Source organism: Streptomyces sp. PsTaAH-137, assembly GCF_003259365.1.
Lineage (GTDB): Bacteria > Actinomycetota > Actinomycetes > Streptomycetales > Streptomycetaceae > Streptomyces.
In genome coordinates, this window is record NZ_QLLY01000010.1 from 248,137 (window position 1) to 272,811 (window position 24,675).

Annotated in this window: 32 protein-coding genes; 14 read left to right on the forward strand and 18 right to left on the reverse strand. The window is 71.5% G+C overall.

The window, feature by feature from the left end; genetic code table 11:
• Positions 1 to 60 precede the first annotated feature (60 nt).
• From ispF to K377_RS23420, 3 genes are all read right to left on the reverse strand, one after another.
• Positions 61 to 594: a 2-C-methyl-D-erythritol 2,4-cyclodiphosphate synthase gene (gene ispF, locus K377_RS23410; protein WP_111665432.1), complete on the reverse strand. Its 534-nt coding sequence runs from the start codon at positions 592 to 594 to the stop codon at positions 61 to 63.
• A complete protein-coding gene (ispD, locus tag K377_RS23415) occupies positions 584 to 1,333 on the reverse strand; it encodes a 2-C-methyl-D-erythritol 4-phosphate cytidylyltransferase (RefSeq protein ID WP_111665433.1) in 750 nt (249 codons plus the stop codon). The genes ispF and ispD overlap by 11 nt, the downstream gene beginning before the upstream one ends.
• 265 nt (positions 1,334 to 1,598) lie before the next feature.
• Positions 1,599 to 2,081: a CarD family transcriptional regulator gene (locus K377_RS23420; RefSeq protein WP_003953493.1), complete on the reverse strand. Its 483-nt coding sequence runs from the start codon at positions 2,079 to 2,081 to the stop codon at positions 1,599 to 1,601.
• Positions 2,082 to 2,706: 625 nt separating this feature from the next.
• Between K377_RS23420 and K377_RS23430 the strand changes: the two genes are divergently transcribed.
• Positions 2,707 to 3,348 carry a DUF461 domain-containing protein gene (locus tag K377_RS23430; protein ID WP_111665434.1) on the forward strand — a complete coding sequence of 214 codons (642 nt, stop codon included), beginning with the start codon at positions 2,707 to 2,709 and terminating at the stop codon, positions 3,346 to 3,348.
• Between the two features lie 90 nt (positions 3,349 to 3,438).
• On the opposite strand, the gene K377_RS23435 is transcribed toward K377_RS23430, so the two are convergent.
• Together K377_RS23435 and K377_RS23440 are read right to left on the reverse strand one after the other, a co-directional pair.
• Positions 3,439 to 4,119: a response regulator transcription factor gene (locus K377_RS23435; protein ID WP_111665435.1), complete on the reverse strand. Its 681-nt coding sequence runs from the start codon at positions 4,117 to 4,119 to the stop codon at positions 3,439 to 3,441.
• The gene (locus tag K377_RS23440) at positions 4,116 to 5,390 is read right to left on the reverse strand and encodes a cell wall metabolism sensor histidine kinase WalK (RefSeq protein WP_111665436.1); all 1,275 of its coding nucleotides are present in this window, start codon (positions 5,388 to 5,390) and stop codon (positions 4,116 to 4,118) included. Before K377_RS23440 ends, K377_RS23435 begins: the two co-directional genes overlap by 4 nt.
• 202 nt (positions 5,391 to 5,592) lie before the next feature.
• On the opposite strand from K377_RS23440, the gene phoU reads away from it, so the two are divergent.
• Positions 5,593 to 6,291: a phosphate signaling complex protein PhoU gene (phoU, locus tag K377_RS23445; protein WP_111665437.1), complete on the forward strand. Its 699-nt coding sequence runs from the start codon at positions 5,593 to 5,595 to the stop codon at positions 6,289 to 6,291.
• 67 nt (positions 6,292 to 6,358) lie between these two features.
• Here phoU and K377_RS41740 read toward each other — a convergent pair whose 3' ends face one another.
• Positions 6,359 to 6,523, reverse strand: coding sequence for a hypothetical protein (locus K377_RS41740; protein WP_181512624.1), 165 nt, complete (start codon positions 6,521 to 6,523; stop codon positions 6,359 to 6,361).
• Positions 6,524 to 6,717: 194 nt separating this feature from the next.
• Here K377_RS41740 and K377_RS23450 point away from each other — a divergent pair, with 194 nt between their 5' ends.
• Positions 6,718 to 7,245 carry a chloramphenicol phosphotransferase CPT family protein gene (locus K377_RS23450; protein WP_111665438.1) on the forward strand — a complete coding sequence of 176 codons (528 nt, stop codon included), beginning with the start codon at positions 6,718 to 6,720 and terminating at the stop codon, positions 7,243 to 7,245.
• A 19-nt stretch (positions 7,246 to 7,264) separates the two neighbouring features.
• Here K377_RS23450 and K377_RS23455 read toward each other — a convergent pair whose 3' ends face one another.
• The gene (locus K377_RS23455; protein ID WP_258395106.1) at positions 7,265 to 7,723 is read right to left on the reverse strand and encodes a hypothetical protein; all 459 of its coding nucleotides are present in this window, start codon (positions 7,721 to 7,723) and stop codon (positions 7,265 to 7,267) included.
• A gap of 86 nt (positions 7,724 to 7,809) precedes the next feature.
• Between K377_RS23455 and K377_RS23460 the strand changes: the two genes are divergently transcribed.
• Complete coding sequence (locus K377_RS23460) at positions 7,810 to 8,301, forward strand: HAD domain-containing protein (protein WP_111665439.1); 492 nt, start codon at positions 7,810 to 7,812, stop codon at positions 8,299 to 8,301.
• A 67-nt stretch (positions 8,302 to 8,368) separates the two neighbouring features.
• Here the strand turns inward: K377_RS23460 and K377_RS23465 are convergent, their stop codons facing one another.
• Positions 8,369 to 9,013 (reverse strand): TetR/AcrR family transcriptional regulator, encoded by a 645-nt coding sequence (locus K377_RS23465; RefSeq protein ID WP_111665440.1) that lies wholly within the window; start codon positions 9,011 to 9,013, stop codon positions 8,369 to 8,371.
• Between the two features lie 67 nt (positions 9,014 to 9,080).
• Between K377_RS23465 and K377_RS23470 the strand changes: the two genes are divergently transcribed.
• Positions 9,081 to 9,851 carry an SDR family NAD(P)-dependent oxidoreductase gene (locus K377_RS23470; RefSeq protein ID WP_111665441.1) on the forward strand — a complete coding sequence of 257 codons (771 nt, stop codon included), beginning with the start codon at positions 9,081 to 9,083 and terminating at the stop codon, positions 9,849 to 9,851.
• 9 nt (positions 9,852 to 9,860) lie between these two features.
• Here K377_RS23470 and K377_RS23475 read toward each other — a convergent pair whose 3' ends face one another.
• Complete coding sequence (locus tag K377_RS23475) at positions 9,861 to 10,970, reverse strand: MerR family transcriptional regulator (protein ID WP_111665540.1); 1,110 nt, start codon at positions 10,968 to 10,970, stop codon at positions 9,861 to 9,863.
• 49 nt (positions 10,971 to 11,019) lie between these two features.
• Between K377_RS23475 and K377_RS23480 the strand changes: the two genes are divergently transcribed.
• Complete coding sequence (locus K377_RS23480; RefSeq protein ID WP_237551647.1) at positions 11,020 to 11,412, forward strand: cadmium resistance transporter; 393 nt, start codon at positions 11,020 to 11,022, stop codon at positions 11,410 to 11,412.
• A 51-nt stretch (positions 11,413 to 11,463) separates the two neighbouring features.
• Here K377_RS23480 and K377_RS42370 read toward each other — a convergent pair whose 3' ends face one another.
• Together K377_RS42370 and K377_RS23485 are read right to left on the reverse strand one after the other, a co-directional pair.
• The gene (locus K377_RS42370; RefSeq protein WP_258395107.1) at positions 11,464 to 11,592 is read right to left on the reverse strand and encodes a hypothetical protein; all 129 of its coding nucleotides are present in this window, start codon (positions 11,590 to 11,592) and stop codon (positions 11,464 to 11,466) included.
• A 114-nt stretch (positions 11,593 to 11,706) separates the two neighbouring features.
• Positions 11,707 to 12,468, reverse strand: coding sequence for a phosphoglyceromutase (locus K377_RS23485; RefSeq protein ID WP_111665442.1), 762 nt, complete (start codon positions 12,466 to 12,468; stop codon positions 11,707 to 11,709).
• Between the two features lie 135 nt (positions 12,469 to 12,603).
• Between K377_RS23485 and K377_RS23490 the strand changes: the two genes are divergently transcribed.
• From K377_RS23490 to K377_RS23500, 3 genes are all read left to right on the forward strand, one after another.
• Complete coding sequence (locus tag K377_RS23490; RefSeq protein ID WP_111665443.1) at positions 12,604 to 13,869, forward strand: MFS transporter; 1,266 nt, start codon at positions 12,604 to 12,606, stop codon at positions 13,867 to 13,869.
• 30 nt (positions 13,870 to 13,899) lie between these two features.
• Complete coding sequence (locus tag K377_RS23495; RefSeq protein ID WP_111665444.1) at positions 13,900 to 14,178, forward strand: hypothetical protein; 279 nt, start codon at positions 13,900 to 13,902, stop codon at positions 14,176 to 14,178.
• A gap of 68 nt (positions 14,179 to 14,246) precedes the next feature.
• On the forward strand, positions 14,247 to 14,438 hold the full coding sequence (locus tag K377_RS23500) for a hypothetical protein (protein WP_111665541.1): 192 nt from the start codon (positions 14,247 to 14,249) through the stop codon (positions 14,436 to 14,438).
• On the opposite strand, the gene K377_RS23505 is transcribed toward K377_RS23500, so the two are convergent.
• Together K377_RS23505 and mshA are read right to left on the reverse strand one after the other, a co-directional pair.
• Positions 14,431 to 14,955, reverse strand: a complete 525-nt coding sequence (locus K377_RS23505; RefSeq protein ID WP_111665445.1) for a YbjN domain-containing protein — start codon at positions 14,953 to 14,955, stop codon at positions 14,431 to 14,433. The two genes, K377_RS23500 and K377_RS23505, sit on opposite strands and share 8 nt — an antisense overlap.
• Positions 14,948 to 16,297, reverse strand: a complete 1,350-nt coding sequence (mshA, locus tag K377_RS23510) for a D-inositol-3-phosphate glycosyltransferase (protein WP_111665446.1) — start codon at positions 16,295 to 16,297, stop codon at positions 14,948 to 14,950. The genes K377_RS23505 and mshA overlap by 8 nt, the downstream gene beginning before the upstream one ends.
• Positions 16,298 to 16,546: 249 nt before the next feature.
• On the opposite strand from mshA, the gene K377_RS23515 reads away from it, so the two are divergent.
• The 3 genes from K377_RS23515 to K377_RS23525 all read left to right on the forward strand — a co-directional run bounded on the left by K377_RS23515 (position 16,547) and on the right by K377_RS23525 (position 20,350).
• Complete coding sequence (locus K377_RS23515) at positions 16,547 to 17,353, forward strand: trans-aconitate 2-methyltransferase (RefSeq protein WP_161195085.1); 807 nt, start codon at positions 16,547 to 16,549, stop codon at positions 17,351 to 17,353.
• Positions 17,354 to 17,521: 168 nt separating this feature from the next.
• A complete protein-coding gene (locus tag K377_RS23520; RefSeq protein ID WP_111665448.1) occupies positions 17,522 to 18,583 on the forward strand; it encodes a C40 family peptidase in 1,062 nt (353 codons plus the stop codon).
• A gap of 333 nt (positions 18,584 to 18,916) precedes the next feature.
• Positions 18,917 to 20,350 (forward strand): fused response regulator/phosphatase, encoded by a 1,434-nt coding sequence (locus K377_RS23525; protein ID WP_111665449.1) that lies wholly within the window; start codon positions 18,917 to 18,919, stop codon positions 20,348 to 20,350.
• A gap of 26 nt (positions 20,351 to 20,376) precedes the next feature.
• Here the strand turns inward: K377_RS23525 and K377_RS23530 are convergent, their stop codons facing one another.
• From K377_RS23530 to K377_RS23540, 3 genes are all read right to left on the reverse strand, one after another.
• The gene (locus tag K377_RS23530) at positions 20,377 to 20,715 is read right to left on the reverse strand and encodes a DUF2516 family protein (RefSeq protein WP_111665450.1); all 339 of its coding nucleotides are present in this window, start codon (positions 20,713 to 20,715) and stop codon (positions 20,377 to 20,379) included.
• A gap of 112 nt (positions 20,716 to 20,827) precedes the next feature.
• Positions 20,828 to 21,427: a hypothetical protein gene (locus K377_RS23535; RefSeq protein WP_111665451.1), complete on the reverse strand. Its 600-nt coding sequence runs from the start codon at positions 21,425 to 21,427 to the stop codon at positions 20,828 to 20,830.
• A gap of 29 nt (positions 21,428 to 21,456) precedes the next feature.
• A complete protein-coding gene (locus K377_RS23540) occupies positions 21,457 to 21,855 on the reverse strand; it encodes a helix-turn-helix domain-containing protein (RefSeq protein ID WP_111665452.1) in 399 nt (132 codons plus the stop codon).
• Positions 21,856 to 22,029: 174 nt separating this feature from the next.
• Between K377_RS23540 and K377_RS23545 the strand changes: the two genes are divergently transcribed.
• Positions 22,030 to 22,653, forward strand: coding sequence for a histidine phosphatase family protein (locus K377_RS23545; RefSeq protein WP_111665542.1), 624 nt, complete (start codon positions 22,030 to 22,032; stop codon positions 22,651 to 22,653).
• 116 nt (positions 22,654 to 22,769) lie between these two features.
• Here K377_RS23545 and K377_RS23550 read toward each other — a convergent pair whose 3' ends face one another.
• The gene (locus K377_RS23550) at positions 22,770 to 23,159 is read right to left on the reverse strand and encodes a DUF805 domain-containing protein (protein WP_111665453.1); all 390 of its coding nucleotides are present in this window, start codon (positions 23,157 to 23,159) and stop codon (positions 22,770 to 22,772) included.
• Between the two features lie 113 nt (positions 23,160 to 23,272).
• Positions 23,273 to 24,169, reverse strand: a complete 897-nt coding sequence (locus K377_RS23555) for an RNA polymerase sigma-70 factor (RefSeq protein ID WP_237551648.1) — start codon at positions 24,167 to 24,169, stop codon at positions 23,273 to 23,275.
• A gap of 150 nt (positions 24,170 to 24,319) precedes the next feature.
• Here K377_RS23555 and K377_RS23560 point away from each other — a divergent pair, with 150 nt between their 5' ends.
• On the forward strand, positions 24,320 to 24,667 hold the full coding sequence (locus K377_RS23560; protein ID WP_111665455.1) for a VOC family protein: 348 nt from the start codon (positions 24,320 to 24,322) through the stop codon (positions 24,665 to 24,667).
• The last annotated feature ends 8 nt before the right edge of the window (positions 24,668 to 24,675 follow it).

Consider the following 24,675-nt stretch of genomic DNA (forward strand, 5'->3'; position numbering starts at 1 on the left):
GAGCCGATCAACCTGCCCGAACATGCTAACTGCAAGCCATGTGCAATAACGGTACGGGGGTCAGCCCGCGGCCCGCGCCACCAGCGCCGTCGCCACCGCCATCAGGCCCTCGTCGCGCCCGGGGAAGCCGAGCCCGTCGGTGGTCGCGCCCGAGACGGAGACCGGCGCTCCGGCCGCCTCGGACAGCACCTTCTGCGCCTCCTCGCGCCGCTTGCCGATCTTCGGCCGGGGACCGACGACCTGCACCGCGACGTTCCCGATCACGAAACCGGCCGCGCGCACGATCCGGGCCGCCTCCGCGAGCAGCGTGAGCCCGCTCGCCCCCGCCCACTCGGGCCGCCCGGTCCCGAAGTGCTGCCCGAGGTCGCCGAGCCCGGCGGCCGAGAACAGCGCGTTGCAGGCGGCGTGCGCGACGACGTCGGCGTCGGAGTGCCCGGCGAGCCCGGGTCCCGTGTAGTCGGGGGCCTCCCACTTCAGCCCGGCGCACCACATCTCCCGCCCCTCCTCGAAGGCGTGGATGTCGGTCCCGATGCCGACCTGCGGCAGCGCGTACGGGAGCGGCTGCTGCTGGAAGGACTGCTGGTCAGAACCCATCGTTGGCCCTCCTGCGGGCGAGCACGGCCTCGGCGAGCACGAGGTCCAGCGGCCGGGTCACCTTGAACGCCTCCTCGTGGCCGGGCACGAGCACGACCTGGAGGCCCAGCTGCTCCACCATGCTCGCGTCGTCGGTCACGTCCTCGGTGACGGTGTCGTGCGCCCGCCGGAGCGTGTCGTGGTCGAAGCCCTGCGGGGTCTGCACCGCGCGCAGCCTGGCCCGCGACGGGGTCGCGACGACCGGCTCGGGGCTGCCGTCGGTGGTCGGCACGACCTCCTTGACGGTGTCCGCGAGCGGCAGCGCGGGCACGACGGCCGGCTGCCCGTCCCGTACGGCCTCGATGACCGCGTCGACGGTGTCCACCGGCACCAGCGGCCGGGCCGCGTCGTGCACGAGGACGATGTCGATGCCGTCCGGCAGGGCGTCGAGGCCCAGCTTCACGGACTCCTGGCGGGACGCGCCGCCGGGCACGACGACGAAGTCGGTCCGCTCGGGCAGCGCGTGGTCGGCGAGCAGGCTCTTCACCTCGGCCGCGCCGTCGGGCGGGGCGACGACCACGACGAGGGAGACGGACCGGGAGGCCGCCATGGCGCGGACGGCGTGGATCAGCATCGGGGTGCCGTTCAGCGCGCGCAGCGCCTTGGGGGTGCCCGGGCCGAGGCGTACACCCCGGCCGGCGGCCGGAATCACGGCCGCGGTGCGTGCGCGGGCGACAACGGGACGCGTTTCGTCAGACATCGGTTCCGTTCAGGTTTGTACGCTCGGGGGTGGTGGGTATGGCCACATCGTGCCGGGCGCGACGCCTTGACCGGACCCTTCCGTGACACCGGTCGAGTCGGCTGCCCGGGCCCGGCACACCAGGGGACGGCACATCGCGGGGCATCGACGCGGATCTCGGGCGGGGCGAGCGGATACAAGCATGCCGCAGCGCCCGGCGACTCCCTTGAGGGTCAGCGGGCACCACGGCATTTTTTCTTACGCGCTCATCCCGCGCAGCAGCGCGTCAGGACGCGAGAACCTCGTCGAGCAGGGCCTCGGCCTTGTCCTCGTTCGTGTTCTCCGCGAGAGCGAGTTCGCTCACCAGGATCTGGCGAGCCTTGGCGAGCATGCGCTTCTCACCCGCGGACAGTCCGCGCTCACGCTCACGACGCCACAGGTCACGCACAACCTCCGCGACCTTGATGACATCACCGGAGGCGAGCTTCTCCAGGTTTGCCTTGTAGCGGCGCGACCAGTTCGTGGGCTCCTCGGCGTACGGCGCGCGCAGTACCTCGAAGACCCGGTCGAGCCCGTCCTGACCGACCACATCCCGCACGCCGACGAACTCCGCATTGTCCGCTGGCACACGTACCGTCAAGTCGCCCTGGGCGACCTTCAGCACCAAGTAGGTCTTGTCCACGCCTTTGATCTGGCGAGTTTCGATAGCCTCGATCAGCGCGGCCCCGTGATGGGGATAGACCACGGTGTCGCCAACCTTGAACGTCATGTGACAGGTACCCCTTCCGTGGCTATCCAGGGTAACACGGAAACCGCGGGTTCTGAATGGCGTTTTCGCAGGTCAGGGCATATCTCGGGGCTTGACAACAACAACAGGAACGTGCTGCGAAGGGGTCCGCGGACGGAAGAGGAGCGGGGTATTCGCAGGTCGGAGCATCTCTCCGGCGAGGCAGAAACGCGAACGTTACAGGCACCTGAACAGGCGTCCAAAGGGTCGAACGTCCCGTTTTGTGAGGTTCGGAGCGGGCAACTTCCGCTACTCCGTTCGGGCGCACCGCTCCCCGTTCGAGCCGAATCCGGAATTGATCACTGCGTTTCCCGTGCCCGGGTGATCGTTTTTCCGGACCGCCATGCATTCCTTACCGGAAATCCGCACCCGCCGCTGGACAGCGGCCTATACGAATGACGAACAAGGGGCCAATGGTGACGGTGAGGAACACGGGATGTCCGGTGCGTACGGGGTGCCTGGTGGCGAGCGGTGGACCACTAGGGGCGGGTCGGGTGCGATGGCGTGAGAACGGCTCGGTAATCTAAGGCCGCTGACAGACCCTTAGGACGGCTTTACATCCCGTGAAGCCGTTCGCCCCGCCCACGTTCAAGGAGTAGCCGCCGCCGTGAGCAGCAGCCTTCGACGCGGCGCCCTCGCCGCCGCCGCCATCGCGTTCTCGATCGCCTCGCTCGCCGCGTGCGGTGCCGGCCACAACGCGCAGACGCTCGAGGTGAAGCCGGACAACGCCGCGACCTCGGTCGGTGACATCAAGGTGCAGAACGCCACCGTGATCACCCAGCCGGACCGCACCTCCAAGGGCCCGGCCGTCGTCACCGCCACCCTCTTCAACAACGGCTCGTCCGACCAGACGCTCGACGGCATCACCGTCGACGGCGTCGGCAAGACCGCGACCCTGACCGGCGCCAAGGGCGGCTCGACCATCACCGTCCCGGCCGGCGGCTCGGTCGTCCTCGGCGGCAAGGGCAACGCCGCCGCCGAGCTGCCCAACAGCCGCACCGCCGTCCTCGACGGGAACGCCCAGCCGATCACGTTCTCGTTCAGCAAGGCCGGTGACGTGAAGATGAAGGCGTTCGTGGTCCCGGCCGAGAGCTACTTCGAGAAGTGGGGCCCGACCGAGGCGCCGCAGACGCCGAGCGCCTCGGCGTCGGCCTCGGAGTCCACCGGCTCCTCGCCGTCGTCGTCCGCGTCGTCGTCCGCGTCCTCCTCGGCCTCCGCGACGGCCACCGAGTCGGCCGCGGGGCGCTGAAGCCCGTAGAACACGCCGTAACGCCCCGGGGGCGGATCCCAGCTGGGATCCGCCCCCGGGGCGTTACGCGCTTCGCAGGACCCTGTCGGCCTACGGCTCGAACTTGTAGCCGAGGCCACGGACCGTGACCAGGTAGCGCGGGGCGCCCGGGTCCGGCTCGATCTTGGCGCGCAGGCGCTTCACGTGGACGTCGAGGGTCTTGGTGTCGCCCACGTAGTCGGCGCCCCAGACCCGGTCGATGAGCTGCATACGGGTCAGCACGCGGCCCGCGTTGCGCAGCAGCATCTCCAGCAGGTCGAACTCCTTGAGCGGGAGGTCGACCTTGGAGCCGGAGACGGTCACCACGTGCCGGTCCACGTCCATCCGGACCGGACCCGCCTCCAGGGCCTGCGGGGTGACCTCCTCGGGCTCGCCGCGGCGGCGCAGGACGGCCCGGATACGGGCGACCAGCTCGCGCGACGAGAAGGGCTTGGTGACGTAGTCGTCCGCTCCTATTTCGAGCCCGACAACCTTGTCGATCTCGCTGTCCTTGGCGGTCACCATGATCACCGGGACGTTGGAACGGCCGCGCAGCTGACGGCAGACCTCGGTGCCGGGCAGGCCCGGCAGCATCAGGTCGAGCAGGACGAGGTCGGCGCCGTTGCGCTCGAACTCGTCCAGGCCGTCGGGGCCGGTGGCCGCGATGGCGACCTCGAAGCCCTCCTTGCGGAGCATGTAGGACAGGGCGTCGGAGAAGGACTCCTCGTCCTCTACGACGAGCACTCGGGTCACGGAAGGACCTCCGGGGCGGCAGGAATGGATTCGTATGCGGTTGTGATGTCGGGCCCGTGTGCGTCGTCTTCGTCGCGTACGTCTCCGGGGCCTTCGGGGTAAGCGTTGGTGGAGCCGCGGGTCGATGCCGCTTCCGGCAGCCGCAGCGTGAAGGTGGAGCCCTGGCCTTCCGAGCTCCAGACGGTGACCTCTCCGCCGTGGGAGGCGGCCACGTGCTTGACGATGGCCAGGCCGAGGCCCGTACCGCCCGTCGCGCGGGAGCGGGCCGGGTCGACCCGGTAGAAGCGCTCGAAGATGCGGTCCTTGTCCCTGTCCGAGATGCCGATGCCCTGGTCGGTGACGGCTATCTCGATCAGATCGCCGCCGGGCGCGGTCACCCGGCGGGCGGCTATGCCGACGCGGGTGCGGGCGGGCGAGTAGTTGACCGCGTTCTCCACCAGGTTGCCGAGGGCGGCGGCGAGCTGCCCGCGGTTGCCCCAGACGCGGACGTCGGCGGTACCGCCGACGGCCATGGTGATCTGCTTGGTGGCGGCCGGCTGCCGGCAGCGGTCGATGGCCTCGGCGACCAGTTCGTCGACGCGGACCGGCTCGGCGTCCTCCAGCGGGTCGTCGTTCTGCACCCGGGAGAGGTCGATGAGCTCCTGGACCAGGTTGGTCAGGCGGGTCGCCTCGATCTGCATCCGGCCGGCGAAGCGCTCGACGGCCTCGGGGTCGTCGGAGGCGTCCATGACGGCCTCGGAGAGCAGCGAGAGGGCGCCGACGGGGGTCTTCAGTTCATGGCTGACATTCGCCACGAAGTCGCGGCGGACCGCTTCGATGCGGCGGGCCTCTGTCAGGTCCTCGACGAGGAGGAGCACCAGCCGGGAGCCGAGCGGAGCCACTCTGGCGGAGACGGCGAGGGCCTCGCCGCGGCCGGTGCCCCGGCGCGGCAGATCCAGCTCGACCTGCCGTATCTCGCCGTCGCGCCGGGTGTCCCTGGCCATCTGGAGCATCGGCTCGACGGCCAGCTTCCCGCCGCGTACGAGACCGAGCGCGTACGCCGCGGAGCTGGCCTTGACCACGCTGTCCGCCTCGTCGAGGACGACGGCGGACGAGCGCAGCACGGAGAGAACCGTGTCCACGCCGGGCGGCAGGGCGGGGTCCGTGTGCAGAGAAGTGCGGGTGGGGCGCTTCTGGTCGCGTTCGCTCCAGCGGAACGCCAGCGTCGCGATCGCACCGGTGCACACTCCGGCGATCGCTGAGGCTGCGGCGACCGCCGCGTTCACGTCCATGTCTCCAGGTTATGCGGGCCGAGCCGTTCCTCCACAGCCGTCCGGGTGGACGCTCGAACACTCGTCGCCCAGAGTTCACCTTCAGTACGGAGGTGATTCATTTCAGGTGCCGGATCCGGACGCGTACGGCACGGAACGTGGGACCGTGGGGCCGACCCGGTCCCCAGGGACACCACCCCCATCCTTGAGAGAGGCACGTCGTATGCGTGACGCGTACCACGAGGAACTTGACTCGATCGGCGAGGGCCTGGTCGAGATGGCCCGTCTTGTCGGGTCGGCGATCGGGCGCGCCACCACGGCCATGCTCGACGCCGATCTGAAGCTGGCCGAGACCGTGATCGCCGCCGACCAGAAGGTGGACGATCTCCAGCACGAGCTGGAGGCGCGGGCCATAGCCCTGCTGGCGCGGCAGCAGCCGGTCGCCACGGACCTGCGGATCGTCGTCACCTCGCTCCGCATGAGCGCCGACCTGGAGCGCAGCGGCGACCTGGCCCAGCACGTCGCCAAGCTGGCCCGGCTGCGCTTCCCCGAGCGGGCCGTCCCGCACGACCTGCACGCGACCATCCTGGAGATGGGCCAGCTCGCGCAGCGCCTGATGGCGAAGGCGGCCGAGGTGATCATCACCAAGGACGTCGATCTGGCGATGCAGCTGGAGCAGGACGACGACGAGATGGACCTGCTGCACCGCACGCTCTTCCAGCACCTGCTGGACGACAAGTGGCAGCACGGCATCGAGACGGCGGTCGACGTGACGCTGCTCGGCCGGTACTACGAGCGGTACGCGGACCACGCCGTGGCCGTCGCGAAGCGTGTCGTCTACCTGGTGACGGGCGAGCACGCGGACGACGTGCAGGCGGCGGGTGCGACGCCGGCGCCCACCTCGGGGGACGAGGGCGCCTGAGCCGTACGCGCGCGAGGGCCCGCACCCGTCGATGTCGAACGGGTGCGGGCCCTCGCTCCGTCAGCGGTCAGCCGCAGCAGCCGCCGCACTGGCAGGGCGCGCCGGACTGGCAGCCGCAGCCGCAGCCGGAGCCGCAGCCGCAGGCGCCGAGCAGCACCAGCTCCGGCACGGGGCGGCTCACTTCGACGAACGTCTCGGGTGTCTGGTCGGACCTGGGGGACTCGGCAGCCATGGTTCCCTCCTCGATGGACCTGTGTGGACCTCCGTGGCGGAGAGCCTCGTCCATTGCATGCCCCGACCGGCGGGCGCATCAACGGCGCACGCGAGCAGAGAATCCGGCCGTGCCGCACCACACGTCACCGGGGAATCTCCCTCCCCATATGTCACAGGCATGGGCCCGGCCCCTGATGCGGCTACGGTGCCCCGATGACCCACGTGATCGTCCTCAACGGCGGCTCCAGCTCGGGCAAGACCAGCATCGCGCGCGCCCTCCAGGAGGTGCTGCCCGGCATCTGGCTGACGCTGGGCACCGACACGTTCGTGGCGGCGCTGCCCTCTGCGGACGCGGGCATCGAGTTCGGCGCGGACGGAACGGTGACCGTGGGCCCCGAGTTCCGCACGGCGGAGGCCGCGTGGATCACGGGGGTCGCGGCGATGGCGGCGGCCGGGGCGCGGATCGTGGTGGACGAGGTCTTCCTCGGCGGCCCGGCCTCCCGGTCCCGCTGGCACCGGGCCCTGGCGGCGCATGCCCTGAACGTCCTCTGGGTCGGCGTGCACTGCGCCCCGGAGGTGGCGGCCCGCCGGGAGGCGACCCGGGGCGACCGGATCACGGGGATGGCCGCGAAGCAGGCGGAGCTGGTGCATGCGGGGGTGGCGTACGACGTGGTGGTGGATACGGGGACGAGGAGCGCGGAGGCGTGCGCGCGGGAGATCGCGGGCCACGTCCGCCCCTGAGGCCGGGCCACGGCTCGCCCTACCTCGCCCGCCTCACCTTGCGCCGCACGGCATCGACACTCGCCCCGAGAGCAAGCCCGAGGAGCGCGAGCCCCACGAAGACGGTCGGATTCACCCACCAGGGAACGAGTTCGGTGCCCTGCCCCGCCGAGGTCACGCACTGCGAACTGACGGGCAGCGAAGCCCGCGTGACCACGTGATCACCCGGCACACCGCGGTCGGCACAGATCCGCTCCGGGTCGAGAAGGGAGGAGCTGGACATGAGCCCCCACGCATAGGCGCCGAGCACCGCCGACCCCGCCATGACCAGCACCAGCACACAGGTCCGGCCACTCGGCGGATGCCACCGCAGCGTGCCGAGCATCATCAGCCGATACCCCCGCACCGCGAGCGCCGCCCCGGCCCCCACCACCAGGAACGGCGTCAGGAGCGGCGCGAGGACCAGCACCAGAAACAGGAATCGCAGCAGACTGTCCACGCGGATCGGACTCGGGAGGGGCGGGAAGGGTTGCCCACGGCAGACCGACAGCCCCGGGAGCCGACAGACGTACGTACCGTGCTTCCGTGACGCACGCTCCCGAGCCCCCACTGCTTTTCCTGGACATCGACGGCCCCTTGATCCCGTTCGGCTCCGGCGCCGCCGGTACCGCTCCGGAGACGGGGCCCGGCCATCCGCTGCTCGGCCGGCTCGACCCGGCGACCGGCCCGCGCCTGCTGGCGCTCGGCTGCACGCTCGTCTGGGCCACGACCTGGGAACACGAGGCGAACGAGGTGGTCGCCCCGCGCATCGGGCTGCCGCCGCTGCCGGTGATCGAGTGGCCGGACTCCCCGGCCCACGGCGTCCCGCGCGGTCTGCACTTCAAGACCCCCGCCCTCGTCGCGTGGGCCGGGGACCGCCCGTTTGTCTGGGTGGACGACGAGATCGGGGCGCTGGACCGCCAGTGGGTCGCGGCCCAGCATCCCGGCCCCGCCCTGCTGCACCGCGTCGACCCGGCGAAGGGGCTCACCGACGACGACTTCGCGGCGCTCGCCGACTGGCTGCACGGGCCGGCCTGAGCGGGCCGCGAGGGCCGGTTGTCAGTGCCGGATGTCACCGTCGCCGGAGTGCCGCGGCGGCCGTAGGTCAGCCCTGGCCGCGCAGGTAGGCGATGCCGGTGTCGAGCGCGGCCCTGAGGTGGGTCGAGTCACCGGTGGACATCATGATCGTCACGCCGCCCTGGATCCCGGCGAGCAGCGCCCCGGCCGTGCGGTCGGCGTCGAGGGAGGCCCGCACCAGACCGCCCGCCTGCACGGCGCGGATGCCACGGGCCAGCTCCGCCTGCCACTGCCGCATCAGCTCCGTGACGATCGCCCGGGCGCCCGGACTCGACCGTCCGACCTGGAGGAACAGCGCGCCCAGCGGGCAGTGGTCGCCCTGGAGTTCGTAGCGCTCCACCACCACGTCCCGCCAGCGCTGCCAGGACTCCCACGAGTCGAGGCGGCCCAGATGCGGCTGCTGGTCCTCGATCACACGGTCGGCCTCGAACCGGGCCACGGCGAGCAGCAGTTCGTCCTTGCCGCCGGGGAAGTAGTGGAAGAGCTGGCTCTTGCTGGTGCCGGTGCGGGCCCGGATGTCGTCGAGCGTCGTGACGGAGACGCCCTGCTCGCGCAGTACCTCCGCCGCGCCCCCGACGATCCGTGCCCGGGTGGCACGCCCCTTCGCGGTCAGCGTCTCGCCCACGACCGGCCTCTCCCTGCTCGCTCCCACCTTCTGGACTTGCTGGTCCATTTTATGCGGAGCACCGTGGTGGCCGTCACCACGACCGAGCACGAGCACGATCATCAGGGAGCGCATCATGAGTGGACGGCTGAACGGCAGGACGGCGCTGGTCACGGGGTCGACGAGCAACATCGGCCGGGCCATCGCCGAGGTGTTCGCGGCCGAGGGCGCCCACGTCGTCGTATCCGGACGGAACGCGGACCGGGGCACCGTCGTCGTCGACGGCATCCGCGCGGCGGGCGGCCGGGCCGACTTCGTGGCGGCGGACCTCGACGGCTCACCGCAGGCCTCCCGCGACCTGGCCGCCCGGGCCACCGACGCACTGGGCGGCCGCATCGACATCCTGGTCAACAACGCCGGCGTCTACCCGGCGCCCGGCACGGCCGACACCACCGAGGAGACCTTCGACCGGGTCTACGGGGTGAACGTGAAGGCCCCCTTCTTCCTGACCGCCACCGTGGCCCCCGCCATGGCGGCCGCGGGCGGCGGCACGATCATCAACCTCGGCTCGTGGATCACGCGCCTCGCCGTCCCGCTCGGCGCGCTCTACAGCTCCACGAAGGGCGCGATGGAGACCCTGACCCGCGCCTGGTCCGCCGAGTTCGGCCCGCAGGGCGTCCGGGTCAACGCGGTCTCCCCCGGCGTCGTCCTCCCGCCGTCCCCCGAGGGCACCGACCCGCACCCCGGCGAGGCGATGATGCACGGCACCCCGGCGGGCACGGTCGGCACCCCGGACGCCATCGCCCACGCGGCTCTCTGGCTGGCGAGCGACGAGGCGTCCTTCGTGCACGGCACCGTGGTGGACGTGGACGGCGGCCGCACCGGGGTGGCGGTGATCACCGCGTAGCCCGTCCCGCTACTCCTCCAGGCGCACCGGCATCAGGATCGAGAAGGGCTCCTCGTCACCCTCGGGGCACCGGATCGCGATCGGCGCCGTGGGAGCACCGAACTCCAGAGCCACCCGCTCCCGCCCCCCGGCGCCCAACGCCTCCCTCAGGAACGCCCGGTTGAACGCCCGGTTGACGCCCACCAGTTCCGCCCCACCCTCACCGCCACCCTCACCATCACCGTCTCCGTCACCGCAGAGGCCCACCACCCCGTCCTCCCCCACCCTGAGCACACTGATCCCGTCCGCCGCGCCCTCTCCCGACCGCACGGGCCCGTTCTCCAGCAGCTGCCGGAAGGCGGCCACCTCGACGACGGCACGGTGGAGCGGGGCCCCGGGAACGAGGCGGCGGTAGTCGGGAAAGTCATGGGCGAGGCGCGGCCCGGCCACCTGCCGCTCCCCGGCCTCCAGCACCACCCGCTCCCCGTCGACCACGAGCACCACTCCTTGCCCCTCACTCCCCGCCAGCGCCCGCATGGCATCGACGAGCGGGGAGGGCACGACGACCTGCACCCGCCCCTGATCGGCCCCGGAGACCGGGGCCGACGCAACGGCCATCCGGTACCGGTCGGTGGCCACCATCCGCAGTCGGCCGTCCTCGATGTCGAACAGCACCCCGCCGAGCATCGGCAGCTCCGGGTCACCGCCCGCGGCGAACCGGACCGCGTCCAGCGCGGCGGCCAGCTCACCCCCGTCGACGGCCAGCCGGACAGCGGCGGTGCGGAGCGAAGTCATGACGTTCTCCCTGTGATCGAGTCGCGCGCGGAGTGCGGAGAACTCGCTACGGGCGTCGGAAAGGCCCCGCTCCAGACGGCTCAGGTGCGCGTCGAGCAGCTTGCGCACCAGATCGCCGTCCGCCCCTGACCAGCCGGCCAGCACGAGCCGGATGTCCGCCAGCGGCATCCCGGCCCGCCGCAGCCGCGCCAGCACCCGCGCCTCGTCGAGCTGTCCGGGCGCGTACCAGCGGTACCCGCTCACCGGATCGACCCGGGCCGGAACCAGTACCCCGGCCCGGTCGTAGAACCGCAGCGCGCTCACCCCGAGCCCGCTGTCCCGGGCCACCTCGCCGATACTGCGCATGTCGTCCTCCACACCCGGCACTCTGGCCCCTGCACCAGGTCGAGGGTCAATGCGCAGGGCCGGGGACGACGAGCGGCGGCAGGAGCTCGGCCTCAAGTCGGCCTGGCAGGCGTTCAGGCACCGCCACGACGAGGACGACGAGCAGCAGTCGGCCGAGGGCGGCCCGACGGCCCTGGAGGTCGCCGCCGTCACCTTCGCCAACGGCGGCGACAACATCGGCGTCTACGTCCCCGTCTTCGCCACCGCGGGCGTGGGCGGCATGAGCGTGTACGCGACCGTCTTCCTGATCCTGGTGGCCGTGTGGTGTTGCGCGGGCCGCTTCTTCGCCACCCGCCCCGTCATCGCCAAGGCCCTCAGCCGCTGGGGGCACATCCTGCTGCCCCTGGTCCTGATCGCCATCGGCCTGCTGATCCTCGTCGAAGGCGGCGCCTTCGGGCTGTAAGACGCCTGGAGCACGCGGGCAACCCGCCGATTACGGACGTACTCACGTCGGTCACTTCCTGCGGACGGCCGCGAGCGCGAGCACCATGCTCGAAACCAGCACGAGCACCACGAGCGAGGCGTAGAACAGGGCTTCGATCCAACCGGCGTTCGCACCAGTGAGCGTGCCGTCCGCCGACATGCATGCCACCTCCGGTGGAAAGCTCTGCCGACGCACATCGCCGCAGGGCCCAGACATGACATCAGGCCCCCTACCGGCGAAGAAAGCGCTGGTAGGAGGCCTGATGCTGTGGGTCTACTTCTTCTTGCCCTGGTTCTTCACAGCCTCGATCGCCGCCGCGGCCGCGTCCGGGTCCAGGTACGTGCCGCCCGGCTTCACCGGGTTGAAGTCGGCGTCGAGCTCGTAGGCCAGCGGGATGCCCGTCGGGATGTTCAGGCCCGCGATGTCCGCGTCCGAGATGCCGTCCAGGTGCTTGACCAGGGCGCGCAGCGAGTTGCCGTGGGCCGCGACCAGGACCGTCCTGCCGGTCAGCAGGTCGGGGACGATGCCGTCGAACCAGTACGGGAGCATGCGGACGACGACGTCCTTCAGGCACTCCGTCTGCGGGCGCAGCTCGGGCGGGAGCGTCGCGTAGCGCGGGTCGGAGAACTGGGAGTACTCGGCGTCGCGGTCGAGCGGCGGCGGCGGGGTGTCGTACGAGCGGCGCCACAGCATGAACTGCTCCTCGCCGAACTCGGCGAGGGTCTGTGCCTTGTCCTTGCCCTGGAGGGCGCCGTAGTGGCGCTCGTTCAGCCGCCAGGAGCGGTGGACGGGGATCCAGTGGCGGTCCGCGGACTCCAGCGCCAGCTGGGCCGTGCGGATCGCGCGCTTCTGGAGCGAGGTGTGGACCACGTCGGGGAGCAGGCCGGCGTCCTTGAGCAGCTCACCGCCGCGGACCGCCTCCTTCTCGCCCTTCTCGTTCAGATTGACGTCCACCCATCCGGTGAACAGGTTCTTCGCGTTCCACTCGCTCTCGCCGTGGCGGAGGAGGATCAGCTTGTACGGTGCGTCGGCCATGGGGCCGAGCCTAATCGACGGCTGTCACGCGCGCCGATTGACGGTCCCCGTCAATTGAGTGGCCCCCGAAGCTACCCGGGTCGTAAGTTGTGCAAACCTTCCGCACCGCTTACTTCTGCCCCGGGGGACGCACCCATGTCAGTCGCCGCGCTCAGACGTGCCTCCAAGGAGGCGGTCGCCGGACTCCCCCGCGAGTTCTGGTGGCTGTGGACCAGCACCCTCGTGAACCGGCTCGGCGGCTTCGTCCTCACCTTCCTCGCCCTGTACCTGACCGCCGCGCGCGGTTTCTCGGCCGCGTACGCCGGTCTGGTCGCCTCGCTCATCGGGGCCGGCGGGGTCATCGCCTCCGTGCTGGGCGGCGTGCTCGCCGACCGGCTCGGGCGGCGGCCCACCCTGCTCGGGGCGCAGCTCGCGACCGCCGCGACGGTCGCCGTCCTGGCCTTCGTGCGCGACCCGGTCGCCATCGCCGCCACCGGTTTCGCGCTCGGCCTCGCCTCGAACGCCTCGCGGCCCGCCATCCAGGCGATGATGGCCGACATCGTGCCGCCGCACGATCGCGTCCGCGCCTTCTCGCTCAACTACTGGGCGATCAACCTGGGCTTCGCGATCTCCTCCGTGTACGCGGGCTTCCTCGTCGCGCAGAGCTACACCTTCGGCTTCCTCGTCGAGGCCGGGATGACGCTGGCCTGCGCCTGTGTCGTCTTCGTGAAGGTGAAGGAGTCGCGGCCCGAGCCCGGCCCGAAGATCTCCACGGCGCCCGCGGTCACCATGGGCACCGTGCTGCGCGACGGCCGATTCATGGTGATGGTGGGGCTGTCGTTCCTCGTCGCGGTCGTCTTCACGCAGAGCTCGGTCGGCCTGCCGATCGTGATGGGCGAGAACGGGTTCAGCAGCTCCGACGTCGGGCTCGTCGCCGCCGTGAACGGTGTCGTCATCGTCGCCCTGCAGATCCCGCTGACCCGGTTCATCCAGCGGCGCGACCCGGGCCGGCTGCTCGCGGTCTCCTCGCTCCTCATCGGCTACGGGTTCGCGCTCACCGCCTTCGCCGGGTCGCTGGCCGCGTACGCGCTGACCGTCGTGGTGTGGACCCTGGGCGAGATGGTGAACGCCCCCACCCAGTCCGGGCTGGTGGCCCGGCTCGCGCCCGCCGAGGGGCGCGGCCGCTACCAGGGCGTCTACACGATGTCCTGGTCCGCCGCCGCGCTCGTCGCGCCGCTGGCCGGCGGCTGGGTGCTCGACTCCGCCGGCGCGGGCTGGCTGTGGGCGGGCTGCGCCGTGCTCGGCACGCTCACCGCGGGCGGGTACTGGGCGCTGATGCGCGGGCTGCACACCGAGGGAACCGTCCAACAGGTCGCCCCGGCGCCGGAGTCGGCCGTCGCCGTGGAGAACGCCCCCGCGTGAAGCGGCACTTGTTCGGGTACGTACCCGAACATGCCCGAAGCACCCAGGATTTCCCCGGGAACGGACGACCCGCCCAGAACACTCGTGGGCGGGATCGAGGTCGACGTCCCGAACAGCATCCCGGCGATCCGTGCGGCGCTCACGCCCGAGCGCCGCACGGAGTTCGACAAGGACATCAACGGCGCGGGGGTCCACGAGATCCACGCCGTCATGCGGCACTGGATGCTGGAGGCGGTGCCCGACCCGGAGGCCGACGCGATCCTGGCCCGGCTCGCCCGCGACGAGGCGGAGAGGCGGGGCCCGGCTTGAGCCGCCGCCGCAGGCGCAGCCCCTGCCGCATCGCGTACGCACCGCCCGCCGACGACACCCTCGTCAAGATGGCGAACCCCGACGCCTTCCGCGCCGAGATGACCCGCACCCTCGCCCACGACCCGTACGGGCACGGCTCCTGCTCGGTGGCGGGCGAGCGCGACCGCCGCGAGGCGACCGTCGGCGGGGCGATAGTCCTCTACTACGTCTCCGGGACCGTCCTCACGGTCACCGTCGTCCGCATGGTGGCGCTCAGCTAGCCGGCCGCTCCGGGCCGGGACGCTCGATCAGGTGCGTGAACGCGTCCAGGTTGCGGGTCGATTCGCCGCGCGCCACCCGCCACTCGTACTCCCGGCGGATCGCGCTCGCGAAACCGAGCTCCAGGAGCGTGTTGAAGGCGCCGTCGGACGCCTCCAGGACCGAGCCGAGGAGCCGGTCCAGCTCGTCGGGGGTGACGGCGGCGAGCGGCAGCTTGCCGGTGAGATAGATGTCGCCGAGCCGGTCGACGGCGTAACCGACTCCGTACAGGCGCAGATTGCGCTCCAGGAGCCAGCGGTGCACGCCCGCCTCGTTCTCGTCCGGGTGGCGGATCACGAAGGCGTTCAGGGACAGGCTGTGCCGGCCGAGGCGCAGCGAGAGCGTCGTGGACAGCTTGCGGGTGCCGGGCAGCTTGACGACGTACGTGCCCGGCTCCGGGCTCTCCCACTCCAGCTCGGCGTCCTTCAGGAACGCCTCGACGGCCGCGGATGCCTCGGGTGCCGGGTGCTGGTCAGCCATGGTGCGAGAGTACGTGACGGCGGTGTTCCTGCATGGCGGCGGTGTAGACGTCGGCCGTGGCCCCCGCGGCCGTGTCCCAGCCGAAGTGCTGCGCGTGCCGGGCCGCCGCGGTGCCCATGCTGTCCACAAGGTGGGGATGGTCGGCGAATTCGCGCAGCACGCGCGCGTAGGCGGCCGGTTCGTGGCCGTCGACCAGGAAGCCGGTCGTCTCGTCACGCACCGCCACCGGCAGTCCGCCCACCGACGCGGCGAGCACCGGCGTCCCGGTCGCCTGCGCCTCTATGGCGACGAGCCCGAACGACTCGCTGTAGGAGGGCATGACGAGCAGGGATGCGGCCCGGAACCAGTCCGCGAGCTGGTCCTGGCCGACCGGCGGGTGGAACCGCACGACGTCCGAGATGCCCAGCTGGGCGGCGAGCTTCTGGAGCGCGGCGGGCTTGGCGAGGCCGGAGCCGCTCGGGCCGCCGACGACCGGCACGACCATGCGCGTGCGCAGCTCGGGCCGCTCGTCGAGCAGCACCGCGACGGCCCTGAGCAGGATGTCGGGGGCCTTCAGCGGCTGGATACGGCCCGCGAAGAGCGGGATCAGCGCGTCCTGGGGCAGGCCGAGGCGGGCGCGGGCGGCGGCCCGGCCGTCGGCGACCCGGAACCGGTCCAGGTTCACCCCGGGGTGGACGATCGCGACCTTGCCGGGGTCGGCCTCGTAGTGGTGGATCAGCTCGTCGGCCTCGCCCGACGTGTTGGCGATCAGCCGGTCGGCGGCGCGCACGACCTGGGTCTCGCCGATCACGCGGGCGGCCGGCTCGGGGGTGTCGCCCTCGGCGAGCGCGGCGTTCTTGACCTTGGCCATGGTGTGCATGGCGTGCACCAGCGGGGCGCCCCAGCGCTCGGCGGCCAGCCAGCCGACGTGCCCGGACAGCCAGTAGTGCGAGTGGACCAGGTCGTAGTAGCCGGGCCGGTGGCCCGCCCAGGCCTGCATGACGCCGTGCGTGAAGGCGCACAGCTGGGCGGGCAGGTCCTCCTTGGCCAGGCCCTCGTAGGGGCCCGCGTCGACGTGCCGGACGAGGACGCCCGGCGCCAGCTCCACCTCGGGCGGCAGGCCGCCGGTGGTGGCGCGGGTGAAGATCTCGACCTCGATGTTGATCGCGGCGAGGCGCTTGGCCAGCTCCACGATGTACACGTTCATGCCGCCCGCGTCGCCCGTGCCCGGCTGGTGCAGGGGCGAGGTGTGGACGCTGAGCATGGCGACGCGGCGGGGACGGCGCTGCGCGCCCGGGAAGCGCAGACGGGCGGGGCCCGCACCCGCTCCGGTGCGGCGGAACCTGGACACGTACTGACTCACGTGCGGTCCTCCTGCTGGCGGCCCTGGGAGGGCTCTTCTACGGCTCTACTGCGGCTTTGTTGCGGCTCTGCTGCCGCTTCGCTGCGGCTGCCGCCGCGCCCCGGCTGCGGGCACGGCGGAAAGAGGGCACAGGCCCTCGTCCAAGAGCGGCAACATCGGACCGCGGCCCTCCATTTCCACTTTGCCGAATCATTACCGTACGAGACCGCGTGGCGGCTCGGCGTGTCGGCGCCGCGTACCCTCGTACCTGTGACCCCGCGTACCCCGTCCCGCCCCGTAGGAACGGTGACGCGAGGCACCACCAATCCCAACCGGCTGCGCCGCATGGACCGCTGGATCGCGGCCGCGCACGGCGCCGCGCTGCGCCGGGCCGCCGACCCGGTGGCCGTCGATCTCGGGTACGGGGCCGCCCCCTGGACCGCCGTGGAACTGCTGGCCCGGCTGCGCGAGGCCGCGCCCCGCGCGCGCGTGGTCGGCATCGAGATCGAACCGGCGCGGGTCGCGGCCGCGAAGCCGTACGCGCGCGAGGGCCTGGAGTTCCGGCACGGCGGCTTCGAGGTGCCGCTGGAGTCGCCGCCCGTCCTGATCCGCGCGGCGAACGTGCTGCGCCAGTACGACGAGGACCGGGTCGCCGACGTCTGGCGACGGCTGTGCGGGCGGCTCGCGCCCGGCGGGCTGCTCGTGGAGGGCACCTGCGACGAGATCGGGCGGCGGCACGTGTGGGTGGCGCTCGGCCCGGAGGGGCCGCGCACGGTGACCTTCGCGACCCGGCTCGGCTCCCTGCACACCCCCTCCGATCTCGCCGAGCGCCTCCCCAAGGCGCTGATCCACCGCAACGTCCCCGGCGAACCAGTGCACGCCTTCCTGCGCGACTTCGACCGGGCCTGGGCGGCGGCCGCCCCCTACGCCTCGTACGGCGCCCGGCAGCGCTGGATCCGCACGGTCCGCGCCCTGACCGCCGACTGGCCGGTGGTGGACGGCCCGGCACGCTGGCGACAGGGCGAAGTCACCGTGGCGTGGGGTGCGTTGGCGCCCGTCGGGGGCATACGGGACTGACGGGGGCGGCGGGAACGATCCGGGTACGTCGTTCGTCACACCGTGCGGGGTCTGTCGGATTTGGCGCTCACGTGGCACCATCCACCGAACGCGCACAAGTTACTGACGGTAAATCAGGTTTCACCGTGGGGTGGGCCTGAGGCGGTCTCGGCTGTGGGGGCGAAGCGGATGAGCAGGCGGAGCACGACGACGATGGCGGCCATGGCACTGGTCTGCGCCGTGACCGTCCTGGCGGCGCCCTGCGCGGCCTACGCGGCACCGACGCCCACGCCGTCGCCGTCCACGACCCCGAAGAACAAGGGCCTCGAAGCGGTCCGCGCGAAGATCGACAAGCTGTACCACGACGCGGCGGTGGCGACGGACGAGTACAACGCCGCGGAGGAGAAGGCCGAGAAGCAGTCCGACGCGATCGTGAAGCTGGCCCAGAAGATCGCCGACGGGCAGGACCGGCTCGACCGCCTCAAGAGCAGCGCGGGCGCGGTCGCCCGCGAGCAGTACCGCAGCGGCGGCATCCCGCGCGAGACCCAGTTCCTGCTCTCGGGCAACCCGCAGCAGTTCCTCGACAACGCCGGCCGGATGTACCAGGGCCAGCAGGCCACGAAGAACCTGCTGTCCCAACTGGCCGACACCCAGGACGAGCTGGCGCGCTACGCCGACGACGCCTCCGCCAAGTGGAAAGAGCTGGACGCCGGCGCCAAGGACAAGGCCGCGGCAAAGAAGAAGATCGAGCGGCAGATCGAGGAAGCGCAGACGCTCGAAAGCACGCTGGAGAAGAAGGAGCGCGAGCGGCTGCGCAAGCTGGAGGAGCAGGCCGAGCAGCAGGCGCAGACGGCCTGGCTCTCCTCGGGCGTCCTGAAGGAGATCAACGGCAGGGCGACGCCCGCGGGCAAGAAGGCGGTCCAGTTCGCCACCGCCCAGCTCGGCAAGCCGTACGTGTGGGGCGCCGAGGGCCCGAAGTCGTACGACTGCTCGGGCCTCACCTCGCAGGCCTGGGCCTCGGCGGGCCACGGCATCCCGCGCACCTCGCAGGAGCAGTGGAAGCAGCTCAAGCACATCGACGTCAAGGACATGCGCCCCGGCGACCTGATCATCTACCACGACGACGCCAGCCACGTCGGGATGTACATAGGAGACGGCGCGATCATCCACGCGCCGCGGCCCGGGCGGACCGTGACGGTGGCGGGCGCCGGGTCGATGGCGATCCTGGGAGTCGTGCGGCCCGACGCGTGAGGGCCCCTCAGGGGTGCCGGGACCGGCGTCCGGGAGGCGCCGGGACCGTCGGGGCGCCCGCACCGGAGAGGCGCCGGGGCCGCGTGGCGCACCCCACGTGACGGATCACACTTCCTTCACCGCAGTTCCACCGTTCCGACGTGATCTTCGTCATTCCTCATCCGGCGCCCATGCGCCGGAACCTGCCCAATTCCGCTCCCGGGCACGGCATATGACGGGGGCCGATTGCCGCTCACCATTCCGTTCGGGCGGCGGCTGACGCTATGGTCCCCGTCGGTGGTTCGAGGACCTTCGTCCCACCGCGCCCTCGGGGGGAGGGAAGGAAACCTAGCGATGCCCGTACCCGTACCGCGGCAGAGAGCGATCCCGGCCGCGGAAGGCGGTCAGGGTCGAGCTGCGTCCACGACACCGTCCGCCGGACCGGCCGGCCGGACGACCGCCCACGACACGACCGGCCGCACGGCCGCGAAAGACCACGGCACCACCATCAGCGGCACCCGCACCACGACCCGAGCCCTCGGCACCACGGATGTCACGGAGAACACCACGGACACCATGGCCACAGAGGACACCAGCAGCCAGACCGCCGGCCCGACCACCGGCCTCACGCTCCTGGTCATCGAGGACGACCCGACCGGGTCCCTCACCGTCCCGGAGGTACCGGACGCCGCGGGCAAGCCGATCCGCGTCCGCACCGCCCGCAACCTCACCGAGGCCGAGCGGCTGCTCACGCACGACGTCAACTGCATCCTGCTCGACCTCGCGCTGCCCGGCGCCAAGGCGGACCGGGACGGCGGCGGCGACGAGCTGGAGACGCTGCGGCACGTGCTGCGCCTCGCGCCCCGGCACGCCGTCCTGGCGCTGACCGCGTCGGGCGACGCCGAGCGCGGCGCCGAGGCGGTGCGGGTGGGCGCCCAGGACTATCTGTTCCGGGACGAACTGGACGGCAGGCTCCTCGGCCGCGCCATCCGCTACGCCGTCGAGCGCAAGCGCGGCGACGTGGCCCAGCGCAAGCTCACCGAGTCCCGGCTGCGCGCCCAGGAGAACGTCCGCCTGGAGCGCGGGCTGCTGCCGACCCCGCTGCTCGAAGGATCGTCCCTGCGCTTCGCGTCCGGCTACCGGCCCGGCCGCTCCCGCGCGCTGCTCGGCGGCGACTTCTACGACACGGTCCGCACACCCGACGGCACGGTCCACGCGATGATCGGCGACGTCTGCGGCCACGGCCCCGACGCGGCGGCGCTCGGCGTCCAGCTGCGCATCGCGTGGCGGGCCCTGACCTTCGCGGGACTGTGCGGCGACGAACTCCTCTCGACCCTCCAGCGGGTCCTGGAGCACGAGCGCTCGGACGACGAGATCTTCGCGACGCTGTGCACCGTGGACATCGCGCCGGACGGCCGCCGCGCGGGACTGTGCCTGGCCGGCCACCCGTCGCCGCTGATCGCGAGCCCGGGCCGCCCGGCGACCCTGCTCCCGTACGAGAACAGCGGCCCGGCCCTCGGACTGCTGCCGAAGGCCCGCTGGCCGCGGATGCAGGTGGAGCTGGGCCCGTCCTGGAACCTGATGCTCTACACGGACGGCCTGATCGAGGGCCGGATCGGCCAGGGGAACCAGCGCCTTGGCCAGGAGGGCATGGTGGAGATGATCCGCCGCCAGCAGGCGCAGGGCCTGCGCGGCGAGGAACTGCTGGAGGCCGCGATGAACGAGGTGCGCGAGCTCAACGGGGGCGAGCTGACGGACGACGTGGCGGTACTGCTGCTGGACCGGTGACCCCGCGCTCCGTGCGCGGGCGCGGGTCAGCGTCCGCCGTTGTACGGCCCGTACGGGCCGTCGCTGCTGGAGCCGCCCCTGCGGCCGCCACCGCCGCTGACCTGCCGGACGGCGGGCCGCACGTCGACCATGTACACGATCGTCGCGATGAGGCCGATGATCGGCAGGAACGACAGGATCCCGAAGATCCAGTTCACGACGAAGGCCAGCGCGAGAATGATCAGCCAGAACGGCTTGGTCTTCTTGTCGGCCGCCCGGAAGGCGTCCTCACGCCGGATCGCGGCGTCGATCAGCGCGAAGCCGCTGAAGACGATCAACGCCAGGTTCAGCAGCGACAAGAAACTGTTGAAACCCTGCATCAGCACAACGCCACCACCTGAATCGACCTGCCTGCGCCGCGGCGCCCCGTCATTCTGGTCACCGTACCCGCACAACGGGCCGGGCACGCGATACGTGCCCGGCCCATCGTCGTACGCCCTACTTGGCCGGCGGCGTGGCGCCGGAGGCGGGCTTCTTGGCCGCGGGGGCCTTCTTCACCGTCGTCTTCTTGGCGGCGGGGGCCTTCTTCGCGGGCGCGGGCTTCTCGGCCGCGGCGGCCGGAGCCTCCGTGACCACCGGCTCGGGGTCGGGCTCGACGGTCCCGGCGATCTCGACGATCTCGTCGGCCGCCTCGCCGCGCCAGCTCCGCACGGCCTCCTCGCCGTGCTCGGCGACCTTCTCGTAGGTCTCACGCGCCTTGACGGCGGCCTCGGCGGCGATGCCGACACCGCGCAGCGCGAACTCCTGCGCCGTCTCGCCGAACTTCTTCAGGTCGGTGTCGAGGCCGGCGACGATCTCGTTCACCTTCGCGGTGATCGTGGCCTGCGCCTCCTTGGCGCGGCCGGTCGCCTTCTCCTGCACGTCCTTGGGGTCGGTGTTGCGTACGGCCTCGAAGCGCGCGGGCGCCTCGGCCCGCAGCTGCTCGACGAGCCCCGGCACCTTCTTCGCCTGCTGGAACGTCAACTCGGCGGCGCCCGCGGCGAAGTAGAGCGGGGTCGGGTCGGAGAAGGTCTTGCGCAGGTCGTCCTTGATGGCCATGGCGTGGTCCTCCCGGATCACATCAACTACTACTTGCTTGAGGGCTCGGCACCGTCGCCGTCGTCGGGTCCACCGTCGTGGTTCCCGTTCTCTTTCCTGAAGGATTCGTAGATCTGCAACAGGACTTGCTTCTGGCGCTCGTCCAGCGAGGGGTCGGCGAGAATCACCGCACGTGTCTCGATCTCGTCCCGGTCCCGCTCCGCGTCGAGGATGCCGGCGCGCACGTACAGCGTCTCGGCGGAGATCCGCAGCGCCTTGGCGACCTGCTGCAACACCTCCGCGCTCGGCTTGCGCAGCCCGCGCTCGATCTGACTGAGGTACGGGTTGGACACCCCGGCGGCATCGGCGAGCTGACGAAGCGACAACTGCGCGCTGCGACGCTGCTCGCGCAGATACTCGCCGAGATTGCCGACGTTGAGCGATGCCATACCCCGATACTGCCGCACTCGCGCTAACTATTGCAAGCAGGTGCTTGCAATAGTGCGCTGGGTCACGGCGGGCAAGTGAGCCGGCGCCTCACGCGGCCACGACGGAACCATGCACATCGAGCCCGGCGTCCATCCCGGCACACAAGATCACGGATGGCGACGGAGACCTCGGACATGACAGGCACAGCCACTCGATACCTCTACCTCACTCGGCACGGCGAAGCGTCGGAGGACGAGACGACCCTGACGGAAAACGGCCGACGCCAGGCCGTCCTGCTCGGCGAACGGCTCCGGAACACCCCGCTTTCGGCGATCCACCACGGCCCGCTGCCCCGGGCGCGGCAAACGGCCCGGCTGATCGGCGCACAACTGGAGACCGTCCCCCTGCACCAGTCGGAACCGGCCGGCGACTACATCCCCCACCTACCCGCGAAGGAGGAACTGCCTCCGGACTCGGCCGACGCCATGCTCGGCTTCCTCGCCCAGGTCCCCGACGAGGAACGCGACCGGGGTCCAGCACTGGCCCGGGAAGCACTCGCGGCCTTCACCGGCCCGGTCGACGGAGATCACCCCCGCCACGAACTGGTCGTCACCCACACCTTCCTCATCGGATGGCTGGTCCGGGCCGCCCTCGACGCACCCGAGTGGCGCTGGATGGGCCTCAACCACGCCAACGCGGCTCTGACGGTCATCCGCTACGCCCCCGGCAGGCCGTCCTCCGTGCTGTTCCACAACGACATGGGCCACCTGCCCCCCGACCTGCGCTGGACCGGCTTCCCGCCCGAACTCCACATCTGACCGGGACGGGACCGGACATCCTGACGGCGCAGCGGCACCGGGGGCGCGAACGCACAAGTGCCCCGACCCGGCGACGGGTCAGGGCACTTGGCGCGCGTCGAGCGGACGCGCCGGGATCAGACCGCGTAGGCCCCCGAGCCCGGGTGCGGGCCGCTCAGGCCCTTCGGGTTCGGGCCGTAGGCGTTGTCGCCCGGGGTGCCCTCCAGGACGGTCAGGACGAGGAGCCAGATGCCGCCGACGAACGGGACCAAGGCGATGAAGAACCAGCCGCCGGAGCGGCCCGTGTCGTGCAGTCGGCGGACCAGGACACCGAGCGAGGGCAGCAGCGTCGCCAGGATGTACAGGACGTAGACGATGTAGATGGCCGTGCTCTTCGTGACCGCTGCCAGGATGACCAGCACGAGCGCGATGATGATGTTGAAGAGCGCGAACATCCAGTACTCCTGGCGACGAGCCCGCCCCTGGAACGTCGCGTACTTCTTGAGCACGTCGGTGTAGTAGTGCACAGGTCCCCCCTGCTTGTGGTGCTTATGTCATGCTCACAACGGCATGATCCCCGCTGAAGGTAGACGAGAGCGTCCATCGCGGTCAACGATGTTGTCGTCCCGACACCGAACGGTCACCTCGTGAGGTCCGACGGGGTGTCAAGGCGGGTGAGTTTGCCGGGGTTTCGGACCACGTAGATGCGGGTGACGCGGCCGTCCTCCACCGCGAGGCTGACCGTCGACGGCACCCCGTCGAAGTCGATGCGTCCGGCGGGCTCGCCGTTGAGGAGGACGAGCGCGGTGTCGAGTTCGGTCACCTTGCCGTGCGCGCCCGCGAGGATCCCCGCGACCAGCTCGGCGCCGTGCAGCGGAGCCAGCGCCGCGGCCACCACCCCGCCCCCGTCGGTGATCATGACCACGTCCGGCGCCATGACCTCCATCAGCTCCTGGAGCCGCCCGGTGCGCAGCGCGGCCAGGAACCGCGCCACGACCTCCCGCTGCTCCGCCCGCTCCACCCGCATCCGGGGCCTGCGCGCCGCCACGTGCGTGCGGGCCCGCCGCGCGGTCTGCCGCACCGTCGCCGCGGACTTCCCGACCGCCGCCGCGATCTCCTCGTACGGCAAGTCGAAGACCTCCCGGAGCACGAACACCGCGCGCTCGGCCGGTGCGAGGGTTTCGAGGACCGTGAGCATGGCGATCGACACGCTCTCCGCCAGCTCGACGTCCTCGGCCACGTCCGGCCCGGTCAGCAGCGGTTCCGGCAGCCACTCGCCGACGTAGCCCTCGCGGCGGCGCGACAGGGTGCGCAGCCGGTTGAGGGACTGCCGCGTGACGATCCGTACGAGGTACGCGCGCGGGTCGCTCACCCGCGCCCGGTCGACGCCGGACCAGCGCAGCCAGGACTCCTGCACCACGTCCTCCGCGTCGGCCGCCGAGCCGAGCATCTCGTAGGCGACCGTGAACAGCAGGTTCCGGTGCGTGAGGAAGGGGTCCTTCTGCGGCTCCGCGGCGTTCGTCATGTCTGTCGTCATGCCCATAAGGACACCGGCGGCCGCACGTGCGTGACAAGAGCGCGTCACGAGGGCTTTGACCTGCGGTGACGCAAGCGGTCAGGAATCGAGAAGCGGCTGGGCGCGGCCACGGCTAGCGTCGTTCGTACAGTCACTGAAACAGGAGCAATCATGACGAACCACGGCATCAAGACCGTCCTCCACCCCGTCTCCGACGTGGCGAAGGCCAAGGAGGTGTACGCGGCGCTGCTCGGCACCGCGCCGCAGGTCGACGAGGCCTACTACGTCGGCTTCGACGTCGCGGGACAGCACATCGGGCTCGTGCCGAACGGCGCCCAGCAGGGCATGACGTCCCCGGTGACCTACTGGCACGTATCGGACATCGAGGCGAAGCTCGCCGAAGTGACCGCCGCGGGTGGCACTGTGAAGGAGCCCGCGCACGATGTCGGCGGCGGCCGCCTGGTGGCCACCTTCACCGACGCCGACGGCAACGTCCTGGGTGTACTCCAGGACAGCTGACGCGCCAG

Excerpts from the sequence above, each read along its gene's own strand:
- ispF (WP_111665432.1), bottom strand. The coding sequence starts at position 594 with ATGGGTTCTGACCAGCAGTCCTTCCAGCAGCAGCCGCTCCCGTACGCG.
- ispD (WP_111665433.1), bottom strand. The coding sequence starts at position 1,333 with ATGTCTGACGAAACGCGTCCCGTTGTCGCCCGCGCACGCACCGCGGCC.
- K377_RS23420 (WP_003953493.1), bottom strand. The coding sequence starts at position 2,081 with ATGACGTTCAAGGTTGGCGACACCGTGGTCTATCCCCATCACGGGGCC.
- K377_RS23440 (WP_111665436.1), bottom strand. The coding sequence starts at position 5,390 with ATGGACGTGAACGCGGCGGTCGCCGCAGCCTCAGCGATCGCCGGAGTG.
- phoU (WP_111665437.1), top strand. The coding sequence starts at position 5,593 with ATGCGTGACGCGTACCACGAGGAACTTGACTCGATCGGCGAGGGCCTG.
- K377_RS41740 (WP_181512624.1), bottom strand. The coding sequence starts at position 6,523 with ATGGCTGCCGAGTCCCCCAGGTCCGACCAGACACCCGAGACGTTCGTC.
- K377_RS23450 (WP_111665438.1), top strand. The coding sequence starts at position 6,718 with ATGACCCACGTGATCGTCCTCAACGGCGGCTCCAGCTCGGGCAAGACC.
- K377_RS23465 (WP_111665440.1), bottom strand. The coding sequence starts at position 9,013 with ATGGACCAGCAAGTCCAGAAGGTGGGAGCGAGCAGGGAGAGGCCGGTC.
- K377_RS23470 (WP_111665441.1), top strand. The coding sequence starts at position 9,081 with ATGAGTGGACGGCTGAACGGCAGGACGGCGCTGGTCACGGGGTCGACG.
- K377_RS23475 (WP_111665540.1), bottom strand. The coding sequence starts at position 10,970 with ATGCGCAGTATCGGCGAGGTGGCCCGGGACAGCGGGCTCGGGGTGAGC.
- K377_RS23480 (WP_237551647.1), top strand. The coding sequence starts at position 11,020 with ATGCGCAGGGCCGGGGACGACGAGCGGCGGCAGGAGCTCGGCCTCAAG.
- K377_RS42370 (WP_258395107.1), bottom strand. The coding sequence starts at position 11,592 with ATGTCGGCGGACGGCACGCTCACTGGTGCGAACGCCGGTTGGATCGAA.
- K377_RS23485 (WP_111665442.1), bottom strand. The coding sequence starts at position 12,468 with ATGGCCGACGCACCGTACAAGCTGATCCTCCTCCGCCACGGCGAGAGC.
- K377_RS23490 (WP_111665443.1), top strand. The coding sequence starts at position 12,604 with ATGTCAGTCGCCGCGCTCAGACGTGCCTCCAAGGAGGCGGTCGCCGGA.
- K377_RS23495 (WP_111665444.1), top strand. The coding sequence starts at position 13,900 with ATGCCCGAAGCACCCAGGATTTCCCCGGGAACGGACGACCCGCCCAGA.
- K377_RS23500 (WP_111665541.1), top strand. The coding sequence starts at position 14,247 with ATGGCGAACCCCGACGCCTTCCGCGCCGAGATGACCCGCACCCTCGCC.
- K377_RS23505 (WP_111665445.1), bottom strand. The coding sequence starts at position 14,955 with ATGGCTGACCAGCACCCGGCACCCGAGGCATCCGCGGCCGTCGAGGCG.
- K377_RS23520 (WP_111665448.1), top strand. The coding sequence starts at position 17,522 with ATGAGCAGGCGGAGCACGACGACGATGGCGGCCATGGCACTGGTCTGC.
- K377_RS23525 (WP_111665449.1), top strand. The coding sequence starts at position 18,917 with ATGCCCGTACCCGTACCGCGGCAGAGAGCGATCCCGGCCGCGGAAGGC.
- K377_RS23535 (WP_111665451.1), bottom strand. The coding sequence starts at position 21,427 with ATGGCCATCAAGGACGACCTGCGCAAGACCTTCTCCGACCCGACCCCG.
- K377_RS23540 (WP_111665452.1), bottom strand. The coding sequence starts at position 21,855 with ATGGCATCGCTCAACGTCGGCAATCTCGGCGAGTATCTGCGCGAGCAG.
- K377_RS23545 (WP_111665542.1), top strand. The coding sequence starts at position 22,030 with ATGACAGGCACAGCCACTCGATACCTCTACCTCACTCGGCACGGCGAA.
- K377_RS23555 (WP_237551648.1), bottom strand. The coding sequence starts at position 24,169 with ATGACGACAGACATGACGAACGCCGCGGAGCCGCAGAAGGACCCCTTC.
- K377_RS23560 (WP_111665455.1), top strand. The coding sequence starts at position 24,320 with ATGACGAACCACGGCATCAAGACCGTCCTCCACCCCGTCTCCGACGTG.